Below are 17825 nucleotides of genomic sequence, written 5' to 3'. Positions count from 1 at the left end.
ACCTATCTCCTCTTTTAAGATTTGTTTTTGCCAGTCAACCAAATATTTTTAACTCCCCAACTTGCCTAAGCCATGGCGGGTTCCACCCTGTTCCGGCCAAGGTAAGCTTGCTGTACCCGGAAGTCGGACATTATTTCCCGGGAACTACCGCTTAAGGTAACCCGCCCCCGCTCCATAACCAGCACGTGATCAGCTATTCTCAATGCGTGCTGCGTATTCTGTTCCACCAGAACAATGGTAACGCCGGCATTTTTAAGCTTTTTCAGGGACGACATTATTTCACGCACCACCAGGGGTGCCAGGCCGGTGGAGGGTTCATCCAACAGCAGCAGCTTGGGGCGGGCCATCAGCCCTCTGCCGATGGCCAGCATTTGTTGTAATCCCCCGCTCAATCCCCCGGCCAAATCCCGCTCCCTGCCCTTGAGGGCGGGGAAAAGCTCCAGAACATCTTCCATGTCGGCAATAATTTCTTTCCTGTCACTGCGGTAACGGTGGTATGCGCCCAGCAGCAAATTATCCTGCACACTGAGGGAATGGAAAATTTCCCTCCGTTCGGGCACCAGGCTGATACCCTGCTTGACAATATATTCAGGTGGTTTTCCAGCAATGGATTTTCCTTTGAGTATTATATCTCCCCCGGCAGGCCTGTGCAAACCCGCCAGCGTTTCCAGCAGGGTGCTCTTGCCGGCTCCGTTGGCACCTACAATGGCCAGCAGCACCCCTTTTTGCACCTTCAGGGACAGGCCCCGAAGTGCTTGCACGTAACCATAATATACATCCAGCCTGTTAATTTCAAGCAATTCGCTCAACCTCCCCGAGATAAGCTTTGATCACTTCCGGGTTGGTTTGGATTTCCCGGGGCGTCCCTTCCGCAATTACCTCGCCGAAATTCAGTACTAAAACACCATCGGCCACATCCATAACAGTATCCATGTCGTGCTCGATAAGCATCATGGTTAAACCTTTGTTTCTCAGCTTCTTTAAATAACCGGCCAGCACTTTGGTTTCCGCGCTGTTCAGCCCGGCTGCGGGTTCATCCAGCAGTACCAGGCGGGGACCGGAGGCCAGCGCCCTGGCTATCTCCAAAAGCCTTTGCTGTCCGAAGGGCAGCGCTGCCGCCGGCAAATCGGCAGCATCCGCCAGCCCCACTTCATCCAGCAGTTCCATGGCTTCATTTTTTATTCTGCGCTCTTCGCTGCTTTTGCCGGGCCGGCAAAAAATAGACTTGGCAAAGCCCGTTCTGCCCTTTAAATAAGCACCGGTAACCACATTTTCCAGCACGGTCATGGCACCGAACAACTGTAAATTTTGAAATGTACGTGTAATGCCCGCGGCCGCTATTTGGTGAGGTTTTAGTCCAACCAGTTGTTTGCCCTCCAGGCTGATGACACCCTGATCAGGTTGCAGCGTACCGGTGATCAAATTGAAGATGGTGGTTTTACCTGCACCGTTGGGGCCAATCAAGGCAAAGATACTCCCGCTGCTTATACTAAACCCCACATTCCTGGCCGCGGTAATGCCGCCAAATGATTTGGTCAGCCCGCTTACCTCTAAAAACACCGTACTTACCCCCCCTGGCTTTCTAATAACCTTGTATCTGCACCCTTACCGGGTAGTCTTTTTGCGGGTGTCCCAAGCAGTTTACCCAGGGCACCAAGCCCGCCGGGCTGAAGAACCATCAATATAACCAGTATCAACCCGAAAAATATAATCTGGTATTCACCACCCGCCCCGGGTATCACCAGCGGCACCGCCCAGCGCAGTACCTCACCCAGTGCGACCACCAGGGCGGCTCCCAGCAGAGGCCCCGTGAGGGTGCCCAGGCCACCCACCACAGCCATCAGCACAAACTGCACCGAAGCATGGAAGCTAAAGGGGGACGGGCTGATAAAAGTGATATAAAATGCGTATAATCCACCGGCCAGGCCGGCCAGCAGGGCACTGAAAACAAAGGATTGCAATTTGAGCCCCACCGTATCTATACCGGCGTTTTCCGCGGCATATTCACTTTCACTGATGGCCCGCAGCGCCCTGCCCACCCGGGAGCGAACCAAATTATTCATGCCCGCCAAAAGCAGAAACAACAAGATCCAGACCAGATAGAAGAACTTGACATCACTGTCAAAGACTAAACCGCCGACGGACAGGTAGGGAATCCCGGAAAGCCCTGAAGGGCCCCCGGTCATTTCCCCGCCTTCGGTAAAGGCAATGTGCACCAGTATGCCAAAGCCCAGGGTGGCCAGGGCAAGGTAAAGCTCCTGTAACTTTAGCGTGGGCCTGCCAATTACGGCGGCAACCATGCCGGGCAGCAGCACCGCAGCTCCCAGCGCCGGAATTGTGGGCCAGCTATAATGTGTCGTCAGTATGGCCACCGCATAAGCCCCCAGTCCGAAAAAAGCGGCGTGGCCGAAGGATACCTGACCGGCATAACCCATTAAAATACCCAACCCCTGCACTAAAATAGCGTAAAGACCAATAACGATAAGGGTGCTAATGATATAATTACTCTTGACAATAAGGGGTATGGCTAAAAAACCCAGTGCCGCGGCCAACCAGAAATATTTTTTATTTTTTCCCCACATAATCAATTCACCTCTTTGGCCTTAGCAGCCAGTGGCTATCAAACCCGCCAGTGCTATTCTTTGATATAAAACTCTACATTTTACGCATAAATTTTTAACTTTATACCTTGCGCTGCCCGATAGCACCAATGAGCCCCCCGGGTCTCATCAAAAGGACGGCCAGCAAAATAATTATGGCAATGGCATCCTTGGACCCCGAGGAAATCAACCCGGCGCTATAGGACTCTAAAATACCCAGCAGCAGCCCCCCCAACACAGCGCCACCGACATTGCCCAAACCGCCGATAACCGCGGCCACAAAGCCTTTCACCCCGAGCATAAAACCCATATCATAGGTGGTCATGGTGATGGGGGCAATGAAAATCCCCGCTGCCGCCCCCAGCGCCCCGCTGGTGATGAAGGCCAGAAGAGATACGGTGTTGGGGTTTATACCCACCAACCTGGCCGCTGTCCGGTTGACCATGGATGCTTTTACTGCTTTCCCCCAATAAGTATGCTCGAAAAAGAAGTACAAAACCGCCAGAGTCACCGCAACCAGCCCAAAAACCCATAAACTCTGGGGAGTTACGGCGGCCCCCCTGATAAACAGGGGGCCGCCCCCGGAAAAGGCGGGCAGTGAATATGTTTCAGTGCCCCAAACCAGCAACGCCAGACCCCGCAGGGATATTGCCAGGCCAATGGTGATAATGATCAGGGTAAGCCCCGAGGCCTGGCGGGCAGTGTGAATGGCCGTTCTTTCCAGCAACCCTCCCAGCATTGCCACCAAAAAAACCGCTAGGATAAAGGCCGCTGCCATAGGCAACCCGGCTGCATATATACTGATGGCCAGTAAGGCCCCGATGGCCACAAATTCACCCTGGGCCAGGTTTAAAACGCCGGTAAGGTTAAAGGTGGTTACCAGTGCCAGAGCAATTAGAGCATAGATACTACCCAGCGTGAGCCCGGCAAACAAAAGCTGCAGGAGTTGATCTGACATGTGCATGTTAACACCTCGTTAAATTAGTTGGTTAATCCAGGAGCTTCCACTTGCCATTCTCAATGCGCACCATGACCATTGATTCTTTATCCAGGCCGTTGTGGTCCCGGGGCGACATGTTAAATACACCGGATACTCCCACAAATTCCCGGGTGTTTTCAAGCTCATCCCGGATGGCGCCGCGATCGGGTCCGGCCTTTTCAATGGCCTTTACCACCAGGTGAAAGGCGTCCCAGGCGTATCCCCCGAAGGAATCCGGCAGCATATTGTACTTTTTGGTATAGTCATCGATATAACTTTGCAGCACCTTTTTCTGGGGATCGTCGTCCGGGATTTGTTCCACCACCGTCAACTTGCCGATGGGTAAAATTACGCCGTCCGCAGCACCCTGGGCCAGGTCAATAAACTTTTGGTTGCCCACACCGTGGCTGTGGATAAGCAGGGCTGCAATGCCCAAATCCCGGTAGTTTTTAGTTAATATAGAAGCTGAGGGCGGGATGGCCCAAACCACCGTAGCCTGTGCCGGGCTCGATTTCACCCTGGTTAACTGCGCGGTCATATCTTTATCACTGGCCTCAAATTTTTCCTCAACCACTACTTCGACGTTATTTTCCCGGGCTGCGGTCAGGAACGCTTTTTTACCACCATCGCCATAAGCGTTATTCATATACAGAAAGGCTACTTTGGTTAAACCGTTTTCCTTCAAGTAACTAATTATATTACTGACCGTTACTATATCGCTCTGGGCGGTTTTAAACACCCAGTGCCTCTCTTCCACCGGTTCCACTATACTGCTGGCCGCCGCCATTGATATCATAGGCACCTTTTCCTTTTGGAGGGTGTTGATCATGGCCATGGACGGCCCGCTGGAAGCACAGCCCAGCACGGCTAAAACGTCCTGCTCAATTAAAGTTTTTGCGGCCAGAACAGCCTCGGTTTCATCACTTTTATTATCCAAAATGGTCAACTCCACAGGGTGACCGTTAATACCACCGCCGGCGTTTAAATTTTCAACCAGCATTTGTAAAGTATCCCGTTCGGGTACTCCCAGGGACGAAGAATTGCCGCTAATGTCTATAACTGCCCCTATTTTGTATGACTCTTCACCACTGACATTTTGCTTATCTTTTTCACCACCGGCTGCACACCCACTGACCAATATAATCAAAGCTAAAACAGCAACCAACATAATGTTTGAGCTTTTGAATTTTAATAAGTTTTTCAATCTGGTTCCCTCCTTGAAAGTTTAAACGGGCGGGTATTCCCCCCGCTAAAAGTCTCCAATCCTTTGCACCTCATTCAGGGCTCAAGGATATCACCCCCGGGTTTAATTGTTTTTATATGATTCGAATATAAAAAGGCCACAGCTTCCGTAGGGACGAAAGCTGTGGCCTTCCGCGGTACCACCCCGATTGGTTATTAAAAATAACCCGCTCCAAGAGTACGGGAATAACCCTCCCTGCCTGCTGCGGGGGTGTATAAAATAAAAAAACTTTTCATCCTCATAAGGGACGAAAAGTAGTTTCGCGGTACCACCCTTGTTGGTCCATAAAGACCCACTCGTTTGCAGGGTACGGGAAATATTCCTTATACCCCCTTCCTTTTAACGGTGGAAGTTTCCGTCCGGACCTACTTGCAAGTGGTTTCAGCCCGGCAGTTCGGGGGAGAACTTCAACGAATCATACTTTAGAAGCGCTCGCAGTCCATGACGCTTCCTCCCTGAAAAGCTGTGTTCCGCCTACTTTTCCCCTTCATTACCTTTAACATCAGTAATTTGTAATGATTTTACCACATCCCTGCACAATGTCAACAGTTTTTTTCAAATCATTAAATTGAAATTTCATTCTCTACTGGTGCCGCACTGGCAATTAGATAGCAAATAAAATATGGGAAGCAAGAGATCCGTCCCCTTGCTCCCTTTGCAATGTTATTACTTAGTCTCCAGTTTTTTCTTTTCCTCATCGACAAGTATACGCCTCAAGAGTTTACCCACGGCGGACTTGGGCAATTCTTGCTTGAACTCAACCATCTTGGGCACTTTATAAGGGGCCAGTCTTTCCTTACAAAAGGCAATCATCTCTTCTTCGGTGGCAGTTTGTCCTTCTTTTAGGACGATAAAAGCTTTCACCGTTTCACCCCGGTATTCATGGGGAACACCGGCCACGATCGCTTCCAGGACTTTCGGATGCTGGAAGAGTACCTCTTCCACTTCCCGCGGGTAAATGTTATAGCCACCGGCAATAATCAAATCCTTTTTCCTGTCCACAATATAAATGTACCCGTCCTCATCCATCCTGGCCATGTCACCGGTATACAGCCATCCGTTCCTCAGTGTCTTTTCAGTTTCTTCAGGCCGGTTCCAGTATCCCTTCATTACCTGCGGGCCTTTGATGATCAGTTCACCCACCTCGCCTATGGGCATTGGTTTGGTACCTGTTTCAATGTCCACTATCACCGCCTGGGTGCCGGGGTAAGGAATACCGATGCTGCCCGGTTTATCCTCGCCAAAAATGGGACTACTTACTGCAACCGGTGAAGCTTCGGAAAGCCCGTATCCCTCATTTATAATTGACTTTGTCCCTTTTAATATGTTCTTCATGCGTTTTAATATTTCCAAAGGAAGCGGGCCTGCCCCGGTTTTGTAAATCCAAACCTTGTCGTAGTCTTTAAAATCCTTGAGGTCGGGACTGTTTAGCAAAGCAACTATCATGGTGGGCACCGCCGGGAAGAATGACGGTTCATACTCGCTGATGGCTTGGGCTACCTCGGTGGGCACAAACCTGGGCAGTAGAATCATAGTGGTACCCGCCTCAATAGCAAGGTTCATACAGGAGGTCATACCAAAAACATGGAAAAACGGCAATACGCTTAAAATGCGGTCTTTTACACCTTCACCGACAAAAAATTGATCTACCTGACGGGGGTTTGCATAAAGGTTAAAATGGGTTAACATGGCTGCTTTGGGCACACCGGTGGTCCCGCCTGTATATTGGAGTACAGCCACATCTTCAACCGGATCTATTTCCACTTCGGGAGGGGCCGGGCGATCCTGGGCATAAAGATCCGGGAACCAAATTGCATCACCCGGCAATGTTTCCGGCTTACCAGTAAAGCCGGTTAAGAAAATTTTATCCAAGCCGGTGTTTTCTTTGACACTCTTGACCCGCAGATACAGGTCAGCCAGAGTAATAATCATAGTTGAACCCGAATCGTTTACCTGGTGCTCAATTTCCCTTTCCACGTACATGGGGTTGGTGTTCACCACTATGCCGCCCAGGCTCAGGATAGCGTAATAAGCAATAACAAAATCCGGACAGTTGGGCAGCATCAGCGCCACTCTGTCTCCTTTACGCAAACCGGTTTCATATAAAAAAGAAGCTGCCCTTTTTACACAACCGGCTAATTGTCTATAGGTAATCTTGCGCCCGTAAAAAATTACAGCAACATTATCAGGGTATTTTTTAGCCGAATCAAAAAGCAAGCTGTGCAGCGTTCTGGGTTCTATACTTATCTCCCAGGGCACTCCTCCGTTCTTATAAACATTTAAGTATGGTTCCGGGAAATTCATCCTAACGCCCCCTCTAATATTTTTAAATTTAAATACATTGATACTTTTTAAAATTTTGCAAATTTAGTGCCATTGATAAATACTGTCATTATCTATGATATTGTTTTAATTTGTTTCATATATAAACAAGCAACGTTTCAGTTATAAACGCATATCTGACACTACAAAGCAAACGAAAAGCACGAGTACAGTCTCCGGAGGAAATCCCCCAAATCCTTTATAAAGAAAAGAGAAGCAAGGAAACCATCCCCTTGCTTCCCTAAAAGGGTATACCGTGCTTCAGATACCGCCACAGCAGTACCAGAACCAGAGTGGCGGCCCGCCTGGCCACTTCATCACGCCCGCCGCTCCATATTACTTTTCTTTGCATCAGCCGGCCATTACAATCTGCGGCTAGATATAAACTGTATTCACGGGCTGCACAATCTTCCCCCACGGGTCTATGCACCGCTACGGCAGCCCCAATATCAGTACCGAACTGTTTTCTTACAGCTTGGGCCATGTACCCGGCCCTTTCCTTGGCAGCGGCAGGTATATCCCCCGGTCGCAGGCAGGATATTTCCTGTAGCAAGCGGTATTCCCTGGCCACCAGCCCGGCAGCGAAGGTATGCTCAGCACCGCTGGCGGAGGATAATTGATAAGCTAACTGCCCGCCGGTAAAGTTTTCCGCCACCGCAATGGTTTTGCCCTGCTCGTGCAATAACCGGGTGACCGCTCCGGGCAAGGTATCATCATCAATACCGAATATATAGGAACCTAACCGTTCCCTGACCCTGTATTCCATGGCATCAATCATTTGCTCCGCCAGAGCTGCTTGCCGCGCCTTGGCAGTGATACGCAAATGTATTTCGGAAAATTTGGCAGTGGGCGCTACAGTGGGGTTGCTACTCTTTAATAAATCGCCCAACTTTTCATCCAGCAATGACTCTCCTATGCCGCAAAACTTAAGCACCCTTGATTTAATCACCCCCACCTGGCCCGCAAGCCGGGTTTTCAGATAAGGCATAACTTGTTCCCTGACCATCATGTTAAATTCCGGGGGAGGACCCGGAACCAGTATATAAGTCTTACCGGCGTGTTCCAATATGACGCCCGGAGCAGTGCCGATGGGGTTATCAACGGGCCGCGCCCCTGCGGGCACCAGTGCCTGTTTAAGATTATTTGAACCAATAGGCAGGCCACGCCGGTCAAAGAAACGCCTGACCACCTCCAAAGCCCGCTCGTCCTGCACAAGTTCAAGCTGCAGCGCCTCGGCCAGGGCCTCGCGGCTGATATCATCTTCAGTGGGACCCAGCCCACCGCCTACGATTATTAAATCCGCCCGCCCGGCCGCCTGCTTAATGGCCGCGGCACAGCGCTGCAGGTTATCACCCACGGTAACCTGGTAATACAAATCTATACCCAGCGCGGACAATTCCTGTTCAATCACCTGCGCGTTTGTGTTAAGGATCTGACCCAGCAGCAATTCCGTACCGGTAAAAATAATTTCACAGATCATCTTGCCCGCCCCCCGTATAACTATCCTATTAAACTTTAATTATATTACACCGGCAAGAGAATGTAACGCTTTTATCCCAGAAGCACAGGGAAGCACTGTGGCGGTTCTCCCGCTTTACCAGCGCTTTCAGTGCATCGAAAGCCCTTTCCGCCACCAGGGCGGCGGATTTCACCGCTAAAGCCGCCGGTTCGGGTAGCCCCGTGCCGCACCACCAGCCGCCCGGTTTTTTCACCGGCTCCAAAACAGCAGCTTCATTTATTGTTTAGCCCTGGCTTTTTGCGGTTGGTTATAACCGCGCTCGCCAAAGGGCTGCAGCTTTTCTATCCATTTTTCTTCCAGCTTTTCCAACTCCTCCGCTTTGTCGAAATAACCGTCCTCTTTTTCCTCCAATACCTCCAGCACCTCAAATACAAAGGCATCTTCACCATACCGGTTCCATTCCTCTTGCAACTGCCGGTTATTATGGCTGCCCTCCCTCAACATAAAACGCCTTCCGTTAATGGTTTTTAAATTGGGGGTCGCAGTCACAAACACTTTTTGATTCCTGGTGTTTCTAATCTGGTAAACCCCGCCCTCGGTTTTCATTTCCTTATATTGCAGTTTCAATTCTTTTTTGCGGTCCATATCTTTTTCCCCCATTTCACTAGCCTCCCCTTTCAGCCAGTACCGGCTGCCGTCGGGCTCTCGATCCATGAATCCATACTCAATTAAGTACCTTCGCAAAGTAACAAAATCATCATGGACAGTTTCCAGTATTTCATTAACATCCTTTTCCGTATATATTTTTCCAGCTTCAAACCTTTTGGCAATTTCCCTCAATACCACAAGTCTACTTTTCTCTTTCATTTTTAAAGTTTTTAACGGGCCGTCCACACCCGCAGGGAAATACTTATTAAGTATTTGCTCCCTGTCATCCAGGGGGATATTATAACGGCCAGCCATTTTTGAACCCGTGCTATGTGGCGGTAAAAAACCAGGCGCGCGCTTGGTTTTTTCCTTCAGGAGTTCCATCAGCACCAGAAATATTTTTGCCTGGCGTTCCTTCTCCTTTAACGCGAAACGGTGATTCCGGATGGTGGAAGCACTGCCAATGCCCAGTTCCCTTTGTACCTCCCCATCACTTTTGCCCCGGTAGAAAAGCTGCAGAAGATTTTTCTGATGTTCCGTAAGACCTGTAAACCGTTTATCCAGCTGAACCAAATACTCAAATACCGACCGGTGTTCATTTTCAATGTGCACATACATAAACCGTTCGGCTTCATAAAGAACACCTTCCCAGGGATAGATGACCCCCTTTTCAATTTTTTGACCACAAAGCAGGCATGCATAGTCATCCCTTAATTCAATGTATCCTTTTTTCAACTCTTCAATAGAAGCACTCCAGCACAAATCTGAAACATTCACTTATAAACACATCCTCAATGAGATTGCTATTATACAAACATATTATATTATTGTCTATATTTAGTCAAGACGGAGCCCGGTCAACACCGGCCGCAAGCAAAAAAGCCAGCACTTCCGGCTGCCGAAGTGCTGGCTTAATCGATCTTGGTTTCCTTTGTGAATTTAAAACTTTAACTCTAATGCACTATTGGCTCCCCGTAATCATCATCCATAATATCGATAAGGTTTTTTTCCTTGCGATCCATTTCCGACAAACGGGCATCCAAACCCTTGCGCTTTTTGGGCGCCGGCCGGCCCGGTGCTATCTCCCCCGGGCGACCATATTTTCTTTGTAGTTCCTCCAATTCACGGGGCGAAAGGTGGTAGCTGATGGTATCAAATTGTTTTTGTTTGCCGGGCTTTGCATAAACCATCTTTTATTCACCTCGCATAAAATTTATTGAGTCTATTAAAGGGCAAAACATATTAAAAACCCGCCTTGTTAGTTTTGCGTAAATTTAAAGCTATAACCGCGTCAATTAATGGCATAAAATTAACTACTCCATCTTCTTTAAAAAGATTTTTTTTAATAGTATGATTAAGCTATAAATAAGTAAGGAGGGTAATTATGCAGAGCAAAATCGCCAAAGCAATAGAATTGAAGTACTACCCGATAGCCGTACTGCATACCAACGAAAAACCGGAAGGGGCGCTTCAGTTCAAGGAAAAGGGATGGGGTTGCGTTGCAGCCATGCTTAACGGCGCAGCGAAGGGCAAAACAGTGGTGTTTGACCGGAAAACCTTCGGCTGCTTGGGAGGCGGAGTCGGACTGGGATTTGGCAACCAGTACGAACACTTCCCCGGAGGTATTGAAAGTTTTCTTTCCACCGGCAACAAGGAGTTCTGCAATACCGAAATGGGCAAGAATATCGTCAGAAATATACCCGCCCTTGAACATGGTGAAGGATATATCAAGTCACCGGAACTGGCCCGCAAATTCATTGATTCCCTGCCCATGCGGGACATTCCGGAGAAATATGTTGTTTTTAAACCACTGGACCAGGTAACCGAAGAGGAAGAGCCCAAAAACATTATTTTTTTGGTTAACCCGGACCAGCTTTCGGCACTGGTTGTGCTGGCCAATTATGCCCGGGAAACCAACGACAATGTAACCGTACAGTTTGGGGCGGGCTGCCACCAGACATGCCTCATTCCCTACCACGAGGGCGAGTCGGACAACCCCCGGGCCGTCATCGGATTAACCGATATATCTGTGCGCAAACAATTTGAGAAAGACATACTGTCATTTACCGTACCTTACAAAATGTTCCTGGAAATGGAATCCAATGTGGAGGGCAGCTTCCTGGACAGGGACGTGTGGCAGAAGGTTTTACAACGGAACAGGCCCAAATAAAACCGTCCAAGGGAGAAGCAAGGGAAGTAATTAAAAGAACCGTCCCCGCGCTCTCAAGGTCCAAAGGGAAGCAAGGGAACCGTCCCCTGGCTTCCCTTTGTTTTCTACAAGTAAACGACCCAGATTAGAGCGGCCAGAAATATGCGGTAAACCGCAAAGGGGACTAATTTAATGCGGTTAATTAATTTTAAAAAGAACCGGATGCAGAGCAGGGCAAATACGAAGGCGCTTACAAAGCCAACAATAAAAAAGGGCAGGGCGTCCATGGTAAAATATTGCCAGTTTTTAATGAGGGATAATCCGCTTGCCCCCAGCATTACCGGCACAGCCATGATAAAGGTAAAATCAGCTGCGGCACGGTGACTCAAACCCAAAAGGACCCCCCCCGATATGGTGGAACCGGAGCGGGAAAAACCCGGCCATAATCCTATGCATTGAAATAATCCCATGCCCAGGGCTTGCGCATAGCTCATCTGGTCCACGGATTCGATCCTCGGTCCTCTGGCGCGATACCAGTCCGCCATCATCATGAGAAATGCCCCTAATACCAGTCCGATAATAACCGTTTGCACAGTAAACAAGTGTTCATCAATATAATCCTCAAACAAGAACCCCAGCACGGCAGCGGGAATCAGACCGATAATAATATGCGTCAAACTCAGTCTTTTAGTGTATCCTCTATTTACAGGGAGGTTTTTCCTAATACCCAACAAATCCAAAAACCGGGCTTTAAATACAACAACCACCGCCAAAATGGAACCCAGCTGGATAACCACTTTAAAGCTATTGGCGGTTGGGGCTGAAAATAGTTCCTTTGAGTGGAGCAATACATCATCTACGATAATCATGTGACCGGTTGACGAAATCGGCGCAAACTCGGTCAAGCCTTCAACCATTCCTAGAATTAGTGCCACAAATAAAGCCCATAAATCCATTTAATCCTTTACCTCCCATTAAAGCAAGTTCTTAATTCAGATGGAAATTATTTTACTCCATCTGAATTTTAGAACTGCAAATGCATGACTTGGTTGGCGTAATTCTCCCGCCTATAAAGGCGGGAGAATTACGCCAGTAGTTCTTAGATTACGTCTTTTGTAATGTTAGAAATACCAGTCCTTTAGGGCGCCAAGTTAGTCAGGTGCAACAGGGAAGCAAGGGAACCGCCCCTTGCCGCCCAATACCCTATTGCCCCTGCCACAGGGGCATTTCCACAATTACCTTAAACAAATCACCGTCAATTTCTATATTAAACCTGCCCCCCTGTATACTGGTCAAGCCTTGGGCAATGGAAAGACCCAGACCTGAACCTTCCGTTGTTCTGGATTCATCCCCCCGCACAAAACGTTCGGTTAGTTGCTCAGGCGGGATATCCAGGGGAGCGGCAGATATGTTTTTTATTATCAATACGCCACAGCCATCATTTTTTGCAACATTAATGTAGACTCTGGTGCGGGGCAATGAATACTTTACTACATTGGACAACAGGTTTTCAACTATTCGCCACATATGTTTTCCGTCCGCCGCTATTAATACCTTGTCATCTGCGCTGATATGCACATCCAGTTCCGCCTTATTTAACTTTTCCTCATATTCACCACACCCCTGCATAACCAGTTCATGCAAATCGACCTTTTCCGTGCATACGGCAATATTACCGCTGGAGGCCTTGCTGGCCTCAATTAAATCTTCAATCAACTGTTTTAACCGGGCGGACTTTTCTTCCAAAACACTAATATACTGATTGGCCTTTTCGTTGTTCAAATCCTCCTGTTTTAGTAAATCTACATAATTAATAATCGAGGTAAGAGGCGTTTTTAAATCATGGGATACGTTGGCAATCAGGTCGGTTTTCATCCGTTCCCCTTTAACAGCCTCGGCAACGGCTTTTTTCAACCCTCCCTGGATGCTCTGAATATCCCGGGCAAAGCTGGAGAAGATAGCCGAAATTTTAGAGTTATCCAATGTATATTCCAAATTGCCCGCCGATATTTCTTTGGCGGCATCCATGATCTGTGACAGGGATGAAAGGCTTCTGGCTGCAAAATAAACAGCGGCAATGTTAAAGGGAATGACAAAAAAGACAAAGATAAAAAATCCTCCCGCGGAACCGGCTGTCATGGCAAATAAAACACCGTTTACCACTCCGTACCCCAGGAGCAAAAGCAATGCCGATGTTTTAAAGGGCTTGCCGTTAAAGCACTGTTCATATATTTTATAAACCAGCGTATTGGTCAGCAGCTGCCCCTTCTTCAACTGCCTCACCATAGATAACACATAGGATAGGCCGATTATGACATCTATACCAAAAACCAGGGCGATGATAAATATTGCCACCGGGTTGTTAATGGAGAGGGACAACGTACCCGCTATGGCCACCGAGATTACCGCGGCAATAAACACCAGCATGGAATGAACATCGGTGTAAATCTTGTCTATCGAAGAAAGGACTATTTCCCCTGTCCCTTCCCGTCGCCCGGTAACGACAAGCAGGTAAGCTAAGGCTGCCACCGCCAGTATTACCGACGCTGCCAGCAATGCCATTACATAACTGGTTCGTGTTTTTATTTTAATGAATTCATTAAAACCATCATAAAACACGTCACCAGGTTTCAGCGGTGTATCCACCGCCGCGTAAACCTCATAGGCCGTACCGGTGAGCAGTTCCTTTATATCGCCATACACGGGGTTATCATGGTCGGAGGACCACTGGTTATAATATGCCACGGCGGACTGTTTTTTGATAAAGACCACCGGGTCCTCCGACTCTACATTGGTAAACGTTTCCCCGGTCTGGTTGTTGTGTAAATAATAAACAAAATTAATCTTTTCAGGCAGTGTCTTTTTAATGCCGTAATAGCGGCTCAAATTGTTCCTGATTATATCCTCGGCTTCTCCGGAGGACCTAATATTGGCCTCGCTTTTTAATTTAACATAAAACTCAACCACATCATAAATTTGTTTACCGAACTCGCTTTTAAATTCATAGGTGTCATAATAACTTTTATTTTCCACAATGTCTTGGTGATACAGTAAAAATACAGCGCTGCCCACAGCGCTCATTACACAAAGCCACACCACAACAAAGGCGGCCACTTTGGCCCCTGTGGAATATTTAATACTTTTCAATTTTGTATCCAATTCCCCATACCACCTTTAAATATTTCGGTTCCCTGGGATTAATTTCAATCTTTTCCCTGATACGCCTGATATGTACCGGAACGGTGTTTTCCGCCGAATATGCAGGCTCATTCCAAACATGCTCGTATATTTGCTCCGTGGAAAATACCCGGCCCATGTTCCGCATCAGAAACAACATTATACCGAATTCGGTGGCAGTAAGCTTGATTTCCTCGCCATCTACCCGCAATTCCCTGGCCTCAGGGTCAAGTTCCAAACCGCCGGTTTTTAAAACACCGCTATCGGTGGCCAGGCTGCCCAGCATAGTATAGCGGCGCATCTGTGACTTGACCCTAGCCATCAGCTCCAGCGGGTTAAAGGGTTTAGTCACGTAATCATCGGCACCGAAATTCAGCCCGGTAATCTTATCCGTGTCTTCTGATTTGGCGGATAATATGATAATGGGAACGTTTAACTCCTCGCGTATTTTTATGGTTGTTAAAAGGCCATCCAATTCCGGCATCATAATATCCAGCAGCACCAGGTGTATTTTCTGTTCCGACAAAACCTTTAAAGCCTGGGTTCCGGTATACGCTTTTACCACCTCGTAGTTTTCTTGCCTCAGGTATATTTCCAGGGCATCAACTATGGCGGTATCGTCATCACACACTAATACTGTTAATTTCTCCACATCTATCACCCCGTTATATTGATTTATTCTCTTACACAAAATCACCTGCCTTTAAGATAATTCTGGCAGGCTAACTTTACAAAACACCGGATAAAAATATTAAGACTTTCTTAAGATTTGCATCAGCACGGGTACGGGGATAGTTACCCTGCTTCCCTTTGGTAGCCGGAGAACCCCCCGGGCTCTCACCCCCATGAAACTTTTTGCTGTGGAAAAACGTCTAATAAAAGATAAATAATAAAAATCATGGAAGATACGTAAAACGGAGGCAAACATGAGACTGAAAAAACTTTGTACCGCTTTATCCCTGGCAGCTTTACTGGCGACCCCCTCCCTGGGCCTGGCCAATACCACAGCGGGTGACGGGGAAACATTAACCCCCCCCGGGGAAAAGGCCATCACCCAAAGGGTGGTATTGACTTTGGGCAGCAATGAAGCACTGCTGAATGACTTGCCATACCAGCTGGAGGTTCCGCCCGAAGTGGTGGATGGAACGACATTTTTACCTGTCCGCTTCGTTGCCGAAAAAGTCCTTGGTGTAGCGGTACAATGGGATTCCACCACTAAAGAGATTGAACTGGCCAGGGACGACGTAAAGGTTAAACTGGCCCTGGAAACGGGACAGGCTTTGGTTAATGATCAAGAGGTGGAATTGACCAGCCCCCCCTTTGTCAAGGAGGGGCGTACCCTGGTGCCTCTGCGCTTTTTAGCGGAAAACCTGGATATGCAAATCCACTACAACTCCGAGGAAAAAACCATTACCATTATTAAAACCGAGGAAATGCCGGAACCCGTTAATCTACCGCCGGTGATAACCTCCCTTGGGCTTCAGAAAGGCGTGCTCAAAATCGGGGAAATTCCCAGCTACCAGTACACCTATGAAAATGAACCGGGAGAGAACATTGTCGCCGAAGAATGGAGCTGTCAATTTACAGGCGACGGCCGCACCATGACGGGCAAACCGAGGGCTTTCTTTCAGCCCGGCCAGTACATTTTATCTTTAAGAATACAAGATGCTGCGGGAAAGTGGAGCGAAACCTCCACCACAAGGTTTACTGTATCGGATGAAATCCTGGTCAGCGAAATGGAATTTAAATTTTCACACCCCGTTTATGGTGAATTATACGAAAATATAGAGGATATTAATTTCAATCATCTAAGAGCCAATAATGATACAACATTTGAACGCACCGGGCCGGTTTTGCATATGAGCAACAGCCCGGAGGTGGTAACCAGGCCCGGGATCCTGTATCAAAGTGAAGCCTCCGGTGACTTCAGGTTTTTTTACCACCACCTGAACGGCTCCACCGAAAGGCAATACCTGTATGTTATAGCAGAGAACAACGGTACCGAGCCGGTGACCTTGAAAACACTGAAATCCGGGGTGGGCGGCCCCACCACTGATTATATGAACCTGGGTCAAACAGTGGCCATGCGGTATATGTCGTCTAGTTCATCCTCCAGTGTCACGATAAAGCCGGGAGAAAAGATCATCCTCAACCAGGGCCTGCGTCACCTGAATAAAGGTGAAGCAGTCACGGGGATGCAGGATTACAAAGCCGACGGTACCATTATCATCAGCGTTGTCATGGGACCGGAAAAAGCGCCGGAACCTGAGCCCGAGCCGGCCCAGGAACATGAAACGGAACAACCGCCTGCCCATACCGGAACACAGGATGATTCAACAACCACAACTGGCGACAATCAAAAGAAAACACCGGCGGTAAAAGAGGATAATGCCGTTGTAACCATCCAGGTCAACAATTCAAATAATAGCACTGAGACCTCCGCAGAGCCCGCTCCGGATGCCGTTGCAAAACCTGGTGGCAATTCCGCCTTGGAAACCGGGCCCGGCACCGGCAGTGAACCAGACCCGGCACCGGATGCGGGTGACACGGATGAGCCCGCCGAAAAGCCTGTCCCGGTTAAAACTCCGGAGCAAATACTCAGGGAAAAAATTGATTACCTGTTATCCCTGCCCGCCCTGCCCAGGCACCCGCAGCAAATCAGGGGGGTTTTCCCCGATGCGGACTGCCTGGTTAACATCCGGGCGAATAAGGGAAACATGGAAAAAATCACCCTGGGCAAGGAGGACCCGGGCTTTGACAGTTGGGTGGAAGGATTAGATCCCCTGACCGGGGAGACGGTTAAGAGTTTCGGCAATTACGGTGTGGTTTACCGGGTTGCAATATCTTCCCCGGGTAAAACCGGCGTTCTGCTAAACCCGCGGGGCAGTGTATTCAAGGGAGCCTTTCAGGGTTTCGACGGCAATGTTTATAAAGCCCCGGCAACCAATCATTTCACCGGGCTGAAAAAGGCTGCGGTACTGGGTGTACTGCAAGCAGGCCAAAAAGCGGAGTTTTTATACACCCCTCCCAGCGGTTCCGATACACCGCTGGTGATTGCCCTGATACCGGAGGAATTCTGGGCCAACCCCGCTGATTAAATCAAATCAAAGAAAGCGCGCAGGATAAATGAAGCCCGCGCGCTTTTTTTCCCAAATTGTTTCCATATCCCAACAGCCGCTTCCCGGCGCATTGCCCGGCTGGACTATATAAGAGATAAGAGGCTGTTCAAAATGCAAACTTTGGTGCCG

At 48.5% G+C, this 17825-nt stretch carries 15 protein-coding genes and 1 other annotated feature; of the genes, 2 read left to right on the top strand and 13 right to left on the bottom strand.

The annotated features are described in order from the left end of the window. Nucleotides 1-65: 65 nt before the first annotated feature. The 10 genes from LX24_RS12385 to LX24_RS12340 form a co-directional block, all read right to left on the bottom strand. On the bottom strand, nucleotides 66-800 hold the full coding sequence (locus LX24_RS12385) for an ABC transporter ATP-binding protein (RefSeq protein ID WP_166512469.1): 735 nt from the start codon (nucleotides 798-800) through the stop codon (nucleotides 66-68). Continuing rightward, the gene (locus LX24_RS12380; RefSeq protein ID WP_166512468.1) at nucleotides 793-1560 is read right to left on the bottom strand and encodes an ABC transporter ATP-binding protein; all 768 of its coding nucleotides are present in this window, start codon (nucleotides 1558-1560) and stop codon (nucleotides 793-795) included. Before LX24_RS12380 ends, LX24_RS12385 begins: the two co-directional genes overlap by 8 nt. A 5-nt stretch (nucleotides 1561-1565) precedes the next feature. Further along, on the bottom strand, nucleotides 1566-2582 hold the full coding sequence (locus tag LX24_RS12375) for a branched-chain amino acid ABC transporter permease (RefSeq protein ID WP_166512467.1): 1017 nt from the start codon (nucleotides 2580-2582) through the stop codon (nucleotides 1566-1568). Nucleotides 2583-2682: 100 nt separating this feature from the next. Beyond that, complete coding sequence (locus LX24_RS12370) at nucleotides 2683-3558, bottom strand: branched-chain amino acid ABC transporter permease (protein WP_166512466.1); 876 nt, start codon at nucleotides 3556-3558, stop codon at nucleotides 2683-2685. Between the two features lie 31 nt (nucleotides 3559-3589). Continuing rightward, nucleotides 3590-4783, bottom strand: a complete 1194-nt coding sequence (locus LX24_RS12365; protein ID WP_423244341.1) for an ABC transporter substrate-binding protein — start codon at nucleotides 4781-4783, stop codon at nucleotides 3590-3592. 279 nt (nucleotides 4784-5062) lie between these two features. Next, nucleotides 5063-5322, bottom strand: a binding site (T-box leader). Nucleotides 5323-5488: 166 nt separating this feature from the next. After that, nucleotides 5489-7126, bottom strand: a complete 1638-nt coding sequence (locus tag LX24_RS12360; RefSeq protein WP_166512465.1) for a long-chain-fatty-acid--CoA ligase — start codon at nucleotides 7124-7126, stop codon at nucleotides 5489-5491. Between the two features lie 259 nt (nucleotides 7127-7385). Next, a complete protein-coding gene (locus LX24_RS12355) occupies nucleotides 7386-8624 on the bottom strand; it encodes a CinA family nicotinamide mononucleotide deamidase-related protein (RefSeq protein ID WP_166512464.1) in 1239 nt (412 codons plus the stop codon). Between the two features lie 28 nt (nucleotides 8625-8652). Continuing rightward, nucleotides 8653-8865 carry a hypothetical protein gene (locus LX24_RS12350; RefSeq protein ID WP_166512463.1) on the bottom strand — a complete coding sequence of 71 codons (213 nt, stop codon included), beginning with the start codon at nucleotides 8863-8865 and terminating at the stop codon, nucleotides 8653-8655. A 14-nt stretch (nucleotides 8866-8879) separates the two neighbouring features. Next, nucleotides 8880-10028: a DUF2087 domain-containing protein gene (locus tag LX24_RS12345; RefSeq protein ID WP_166512462.1), complete on the bottom strand. Its 1149-nt coding sequence runs from the start codon at nucleotides 10026-10028 to the stop codon at nucleotides 8880-8882. A 176-nt stretch (nucleotides 10029-10204) separates the two neighbouring features. Then, a complete protein-coding gene (locus LX24_RS12340) occupies nucleotides 10205-10441 on the bottom strand; it encodes a hypothetical protein (protein WP_166512433.1) in 237 nt (78 codons plus the stop codon). Nucleotides 10442-10635: 194 nt separating this feature from the next. Between LX24_RS12340 and LX24_RS12335 the strand changes: the two genes are divergently transcribed. After that, a complete protein-coding gene (locus LX24_RS12335) occupies nucleotides 10636-11421 on the top strand; it encodes a DUF169 domain-containing protein (protein ID WP_166512461.1) in 786 nt (261 codons plus the stop codon). A 104-nt stretch (nucleotides 11422-11525) separates the two neighbouring features. On the opposite strand, the gene LX24_RS12330 is transcribed toward LX24_RS12335, so the two are convergent. The 3 genes from LX24_RS12330 to LX24_RS12320 all read right to left on the bottom strand — a co-directional run bounded on the left by LX24_RS12330 (nucleotide 11526) and on the right by LX24_RS12320 (nucleotide 15229). Next, a complete protein-coding gene (locus tag LX24_RS12330) occupies nucleotides 11526-12356 on the bottom strand; it encodes an undecaprenyl-diphosphate phosphatase (protein WP_166512460.1) in 831 nt (276 codons plus the stop codon). Nucleotides 12357-12603: 247 nt separating this feature from the next. Then, nucleotides 12604-14559, bottom strand: coding sequence for a sensor histidine kinase (locus tag LX24_RS12325; RefSeq protein ID WP_166512459.1), 1956 nt, complete (start codon nucleotides 14557-14559; stop codon nucleotides 12604-12606). Next, nucleotides 14534-15229, bottom strand: a complete 696-nt coding sequence (locus LX24_RS12320; RefSeq protein ID WP_166512488.1) for a response regulator transcription factor — start codon at nucleotides 15227-15229, stop codon at nucleotides 14534-14536. Before LX24_RS12320 ends, LX24_RS12325 begins: the two co-directional genes overlap by 26 nt. A gap of 274 nt (nucleotides 15230-15503) precedes the next feature. Here LX24_RS12320 and LX24_RS12315 point away from each other — a divergent pair, with 274 nt between their 5' ends. Beyond that, nucleotides 15504-17675: a copper amine oxidase N-terminal domain-containing protein gene (locus LX24_RS12315; RefSeq protein WP_166512458.1), complete on the top strand. Its 2172-nt coding sequence runs from the start codon at nucleotides 15504-15506 to the stop codon at nucleotides 17673-17675. Nucleotides 17676-17825 lie beyond the last annotated feature (150 nt).

This window comes from Desulfallas thermosapovorans DSM 6562, assembly GCF_008124625.1.
Taxonomy (GTDB): Bacteria; Bacillota; Desulfotomaculia; order Desulfotomaculales; family Desulfallaceae; genus Sporotomaculum; species Sporotomaculum thermosapovorans.
Note: the sequence above shows the minus strand (reverse complement) of the source record. Positions and strands in the feature narration are given on the sequence as shown.

What these genes read in the sequence shown, in the direction of transcription:
- LX24_RS12315 (WP_166512458.1), top strand. Translation starts at nt 15,504, where the DNA reads ATGAGACTGAAAAAACTTTGTACCGCTTTATCCCTGGCAGCTTTACTG.
- LX24_RS12360 (WP_166512465.1), bottom strand. Translation starts at nt 7,126, where the DNA reads ATGAATTTCCCGGAACCATACTTAAATGTTTATAAGAACGGAGGAGTG.
- LX24_RS12330 (WP_166512460.1), bottom strand. Translation starts at nt 12,356, where the DNA reads ATGGATTTATGGGCTTTATTTGTGGCACTAATTCTAGGAATGGTTGAA.
- LX24_RS12335 (WP_166512461.1), top strand. Translation starts at nt 10,636, where the DNA reads ATGCAGAGCAAAATCGCCAAAGCAATAGAATTGAAGTACTACCCGATA.
- LX24_RS12355 (WP_166512464.1), bottom strand. Translation starts at nt 8,624, where the DNA reads ATGATCTGTGAAATTATTTTTACCGGTACGGAATTGCTGCTGGGTCAG.
- LX24_RS12375 (WP_166512467.1), bottom strand. Translation starts at nt 2,582, where the DNA reads ATGTGGGGAAAAAATAAAAAATATTTCTGGTTGGCCGCGGCACTGGGT.
- LX24_RS12370 (WP_166512466.1), bottom strand. Translation starts at nt 3,558, where the DNA reads ATGTCAGATCAACTCCTGCAGCTTTTGTTTGCCGGGCTCACGCTGGGT.
- LX24_RS12340 (WP_166512433.1), bottom strand. Translation starts at nt 10,441, where the DNA reads ATGGTTTATGCAAAGCCCGGCAAACAAAAACAATTTGATACCATCAGC.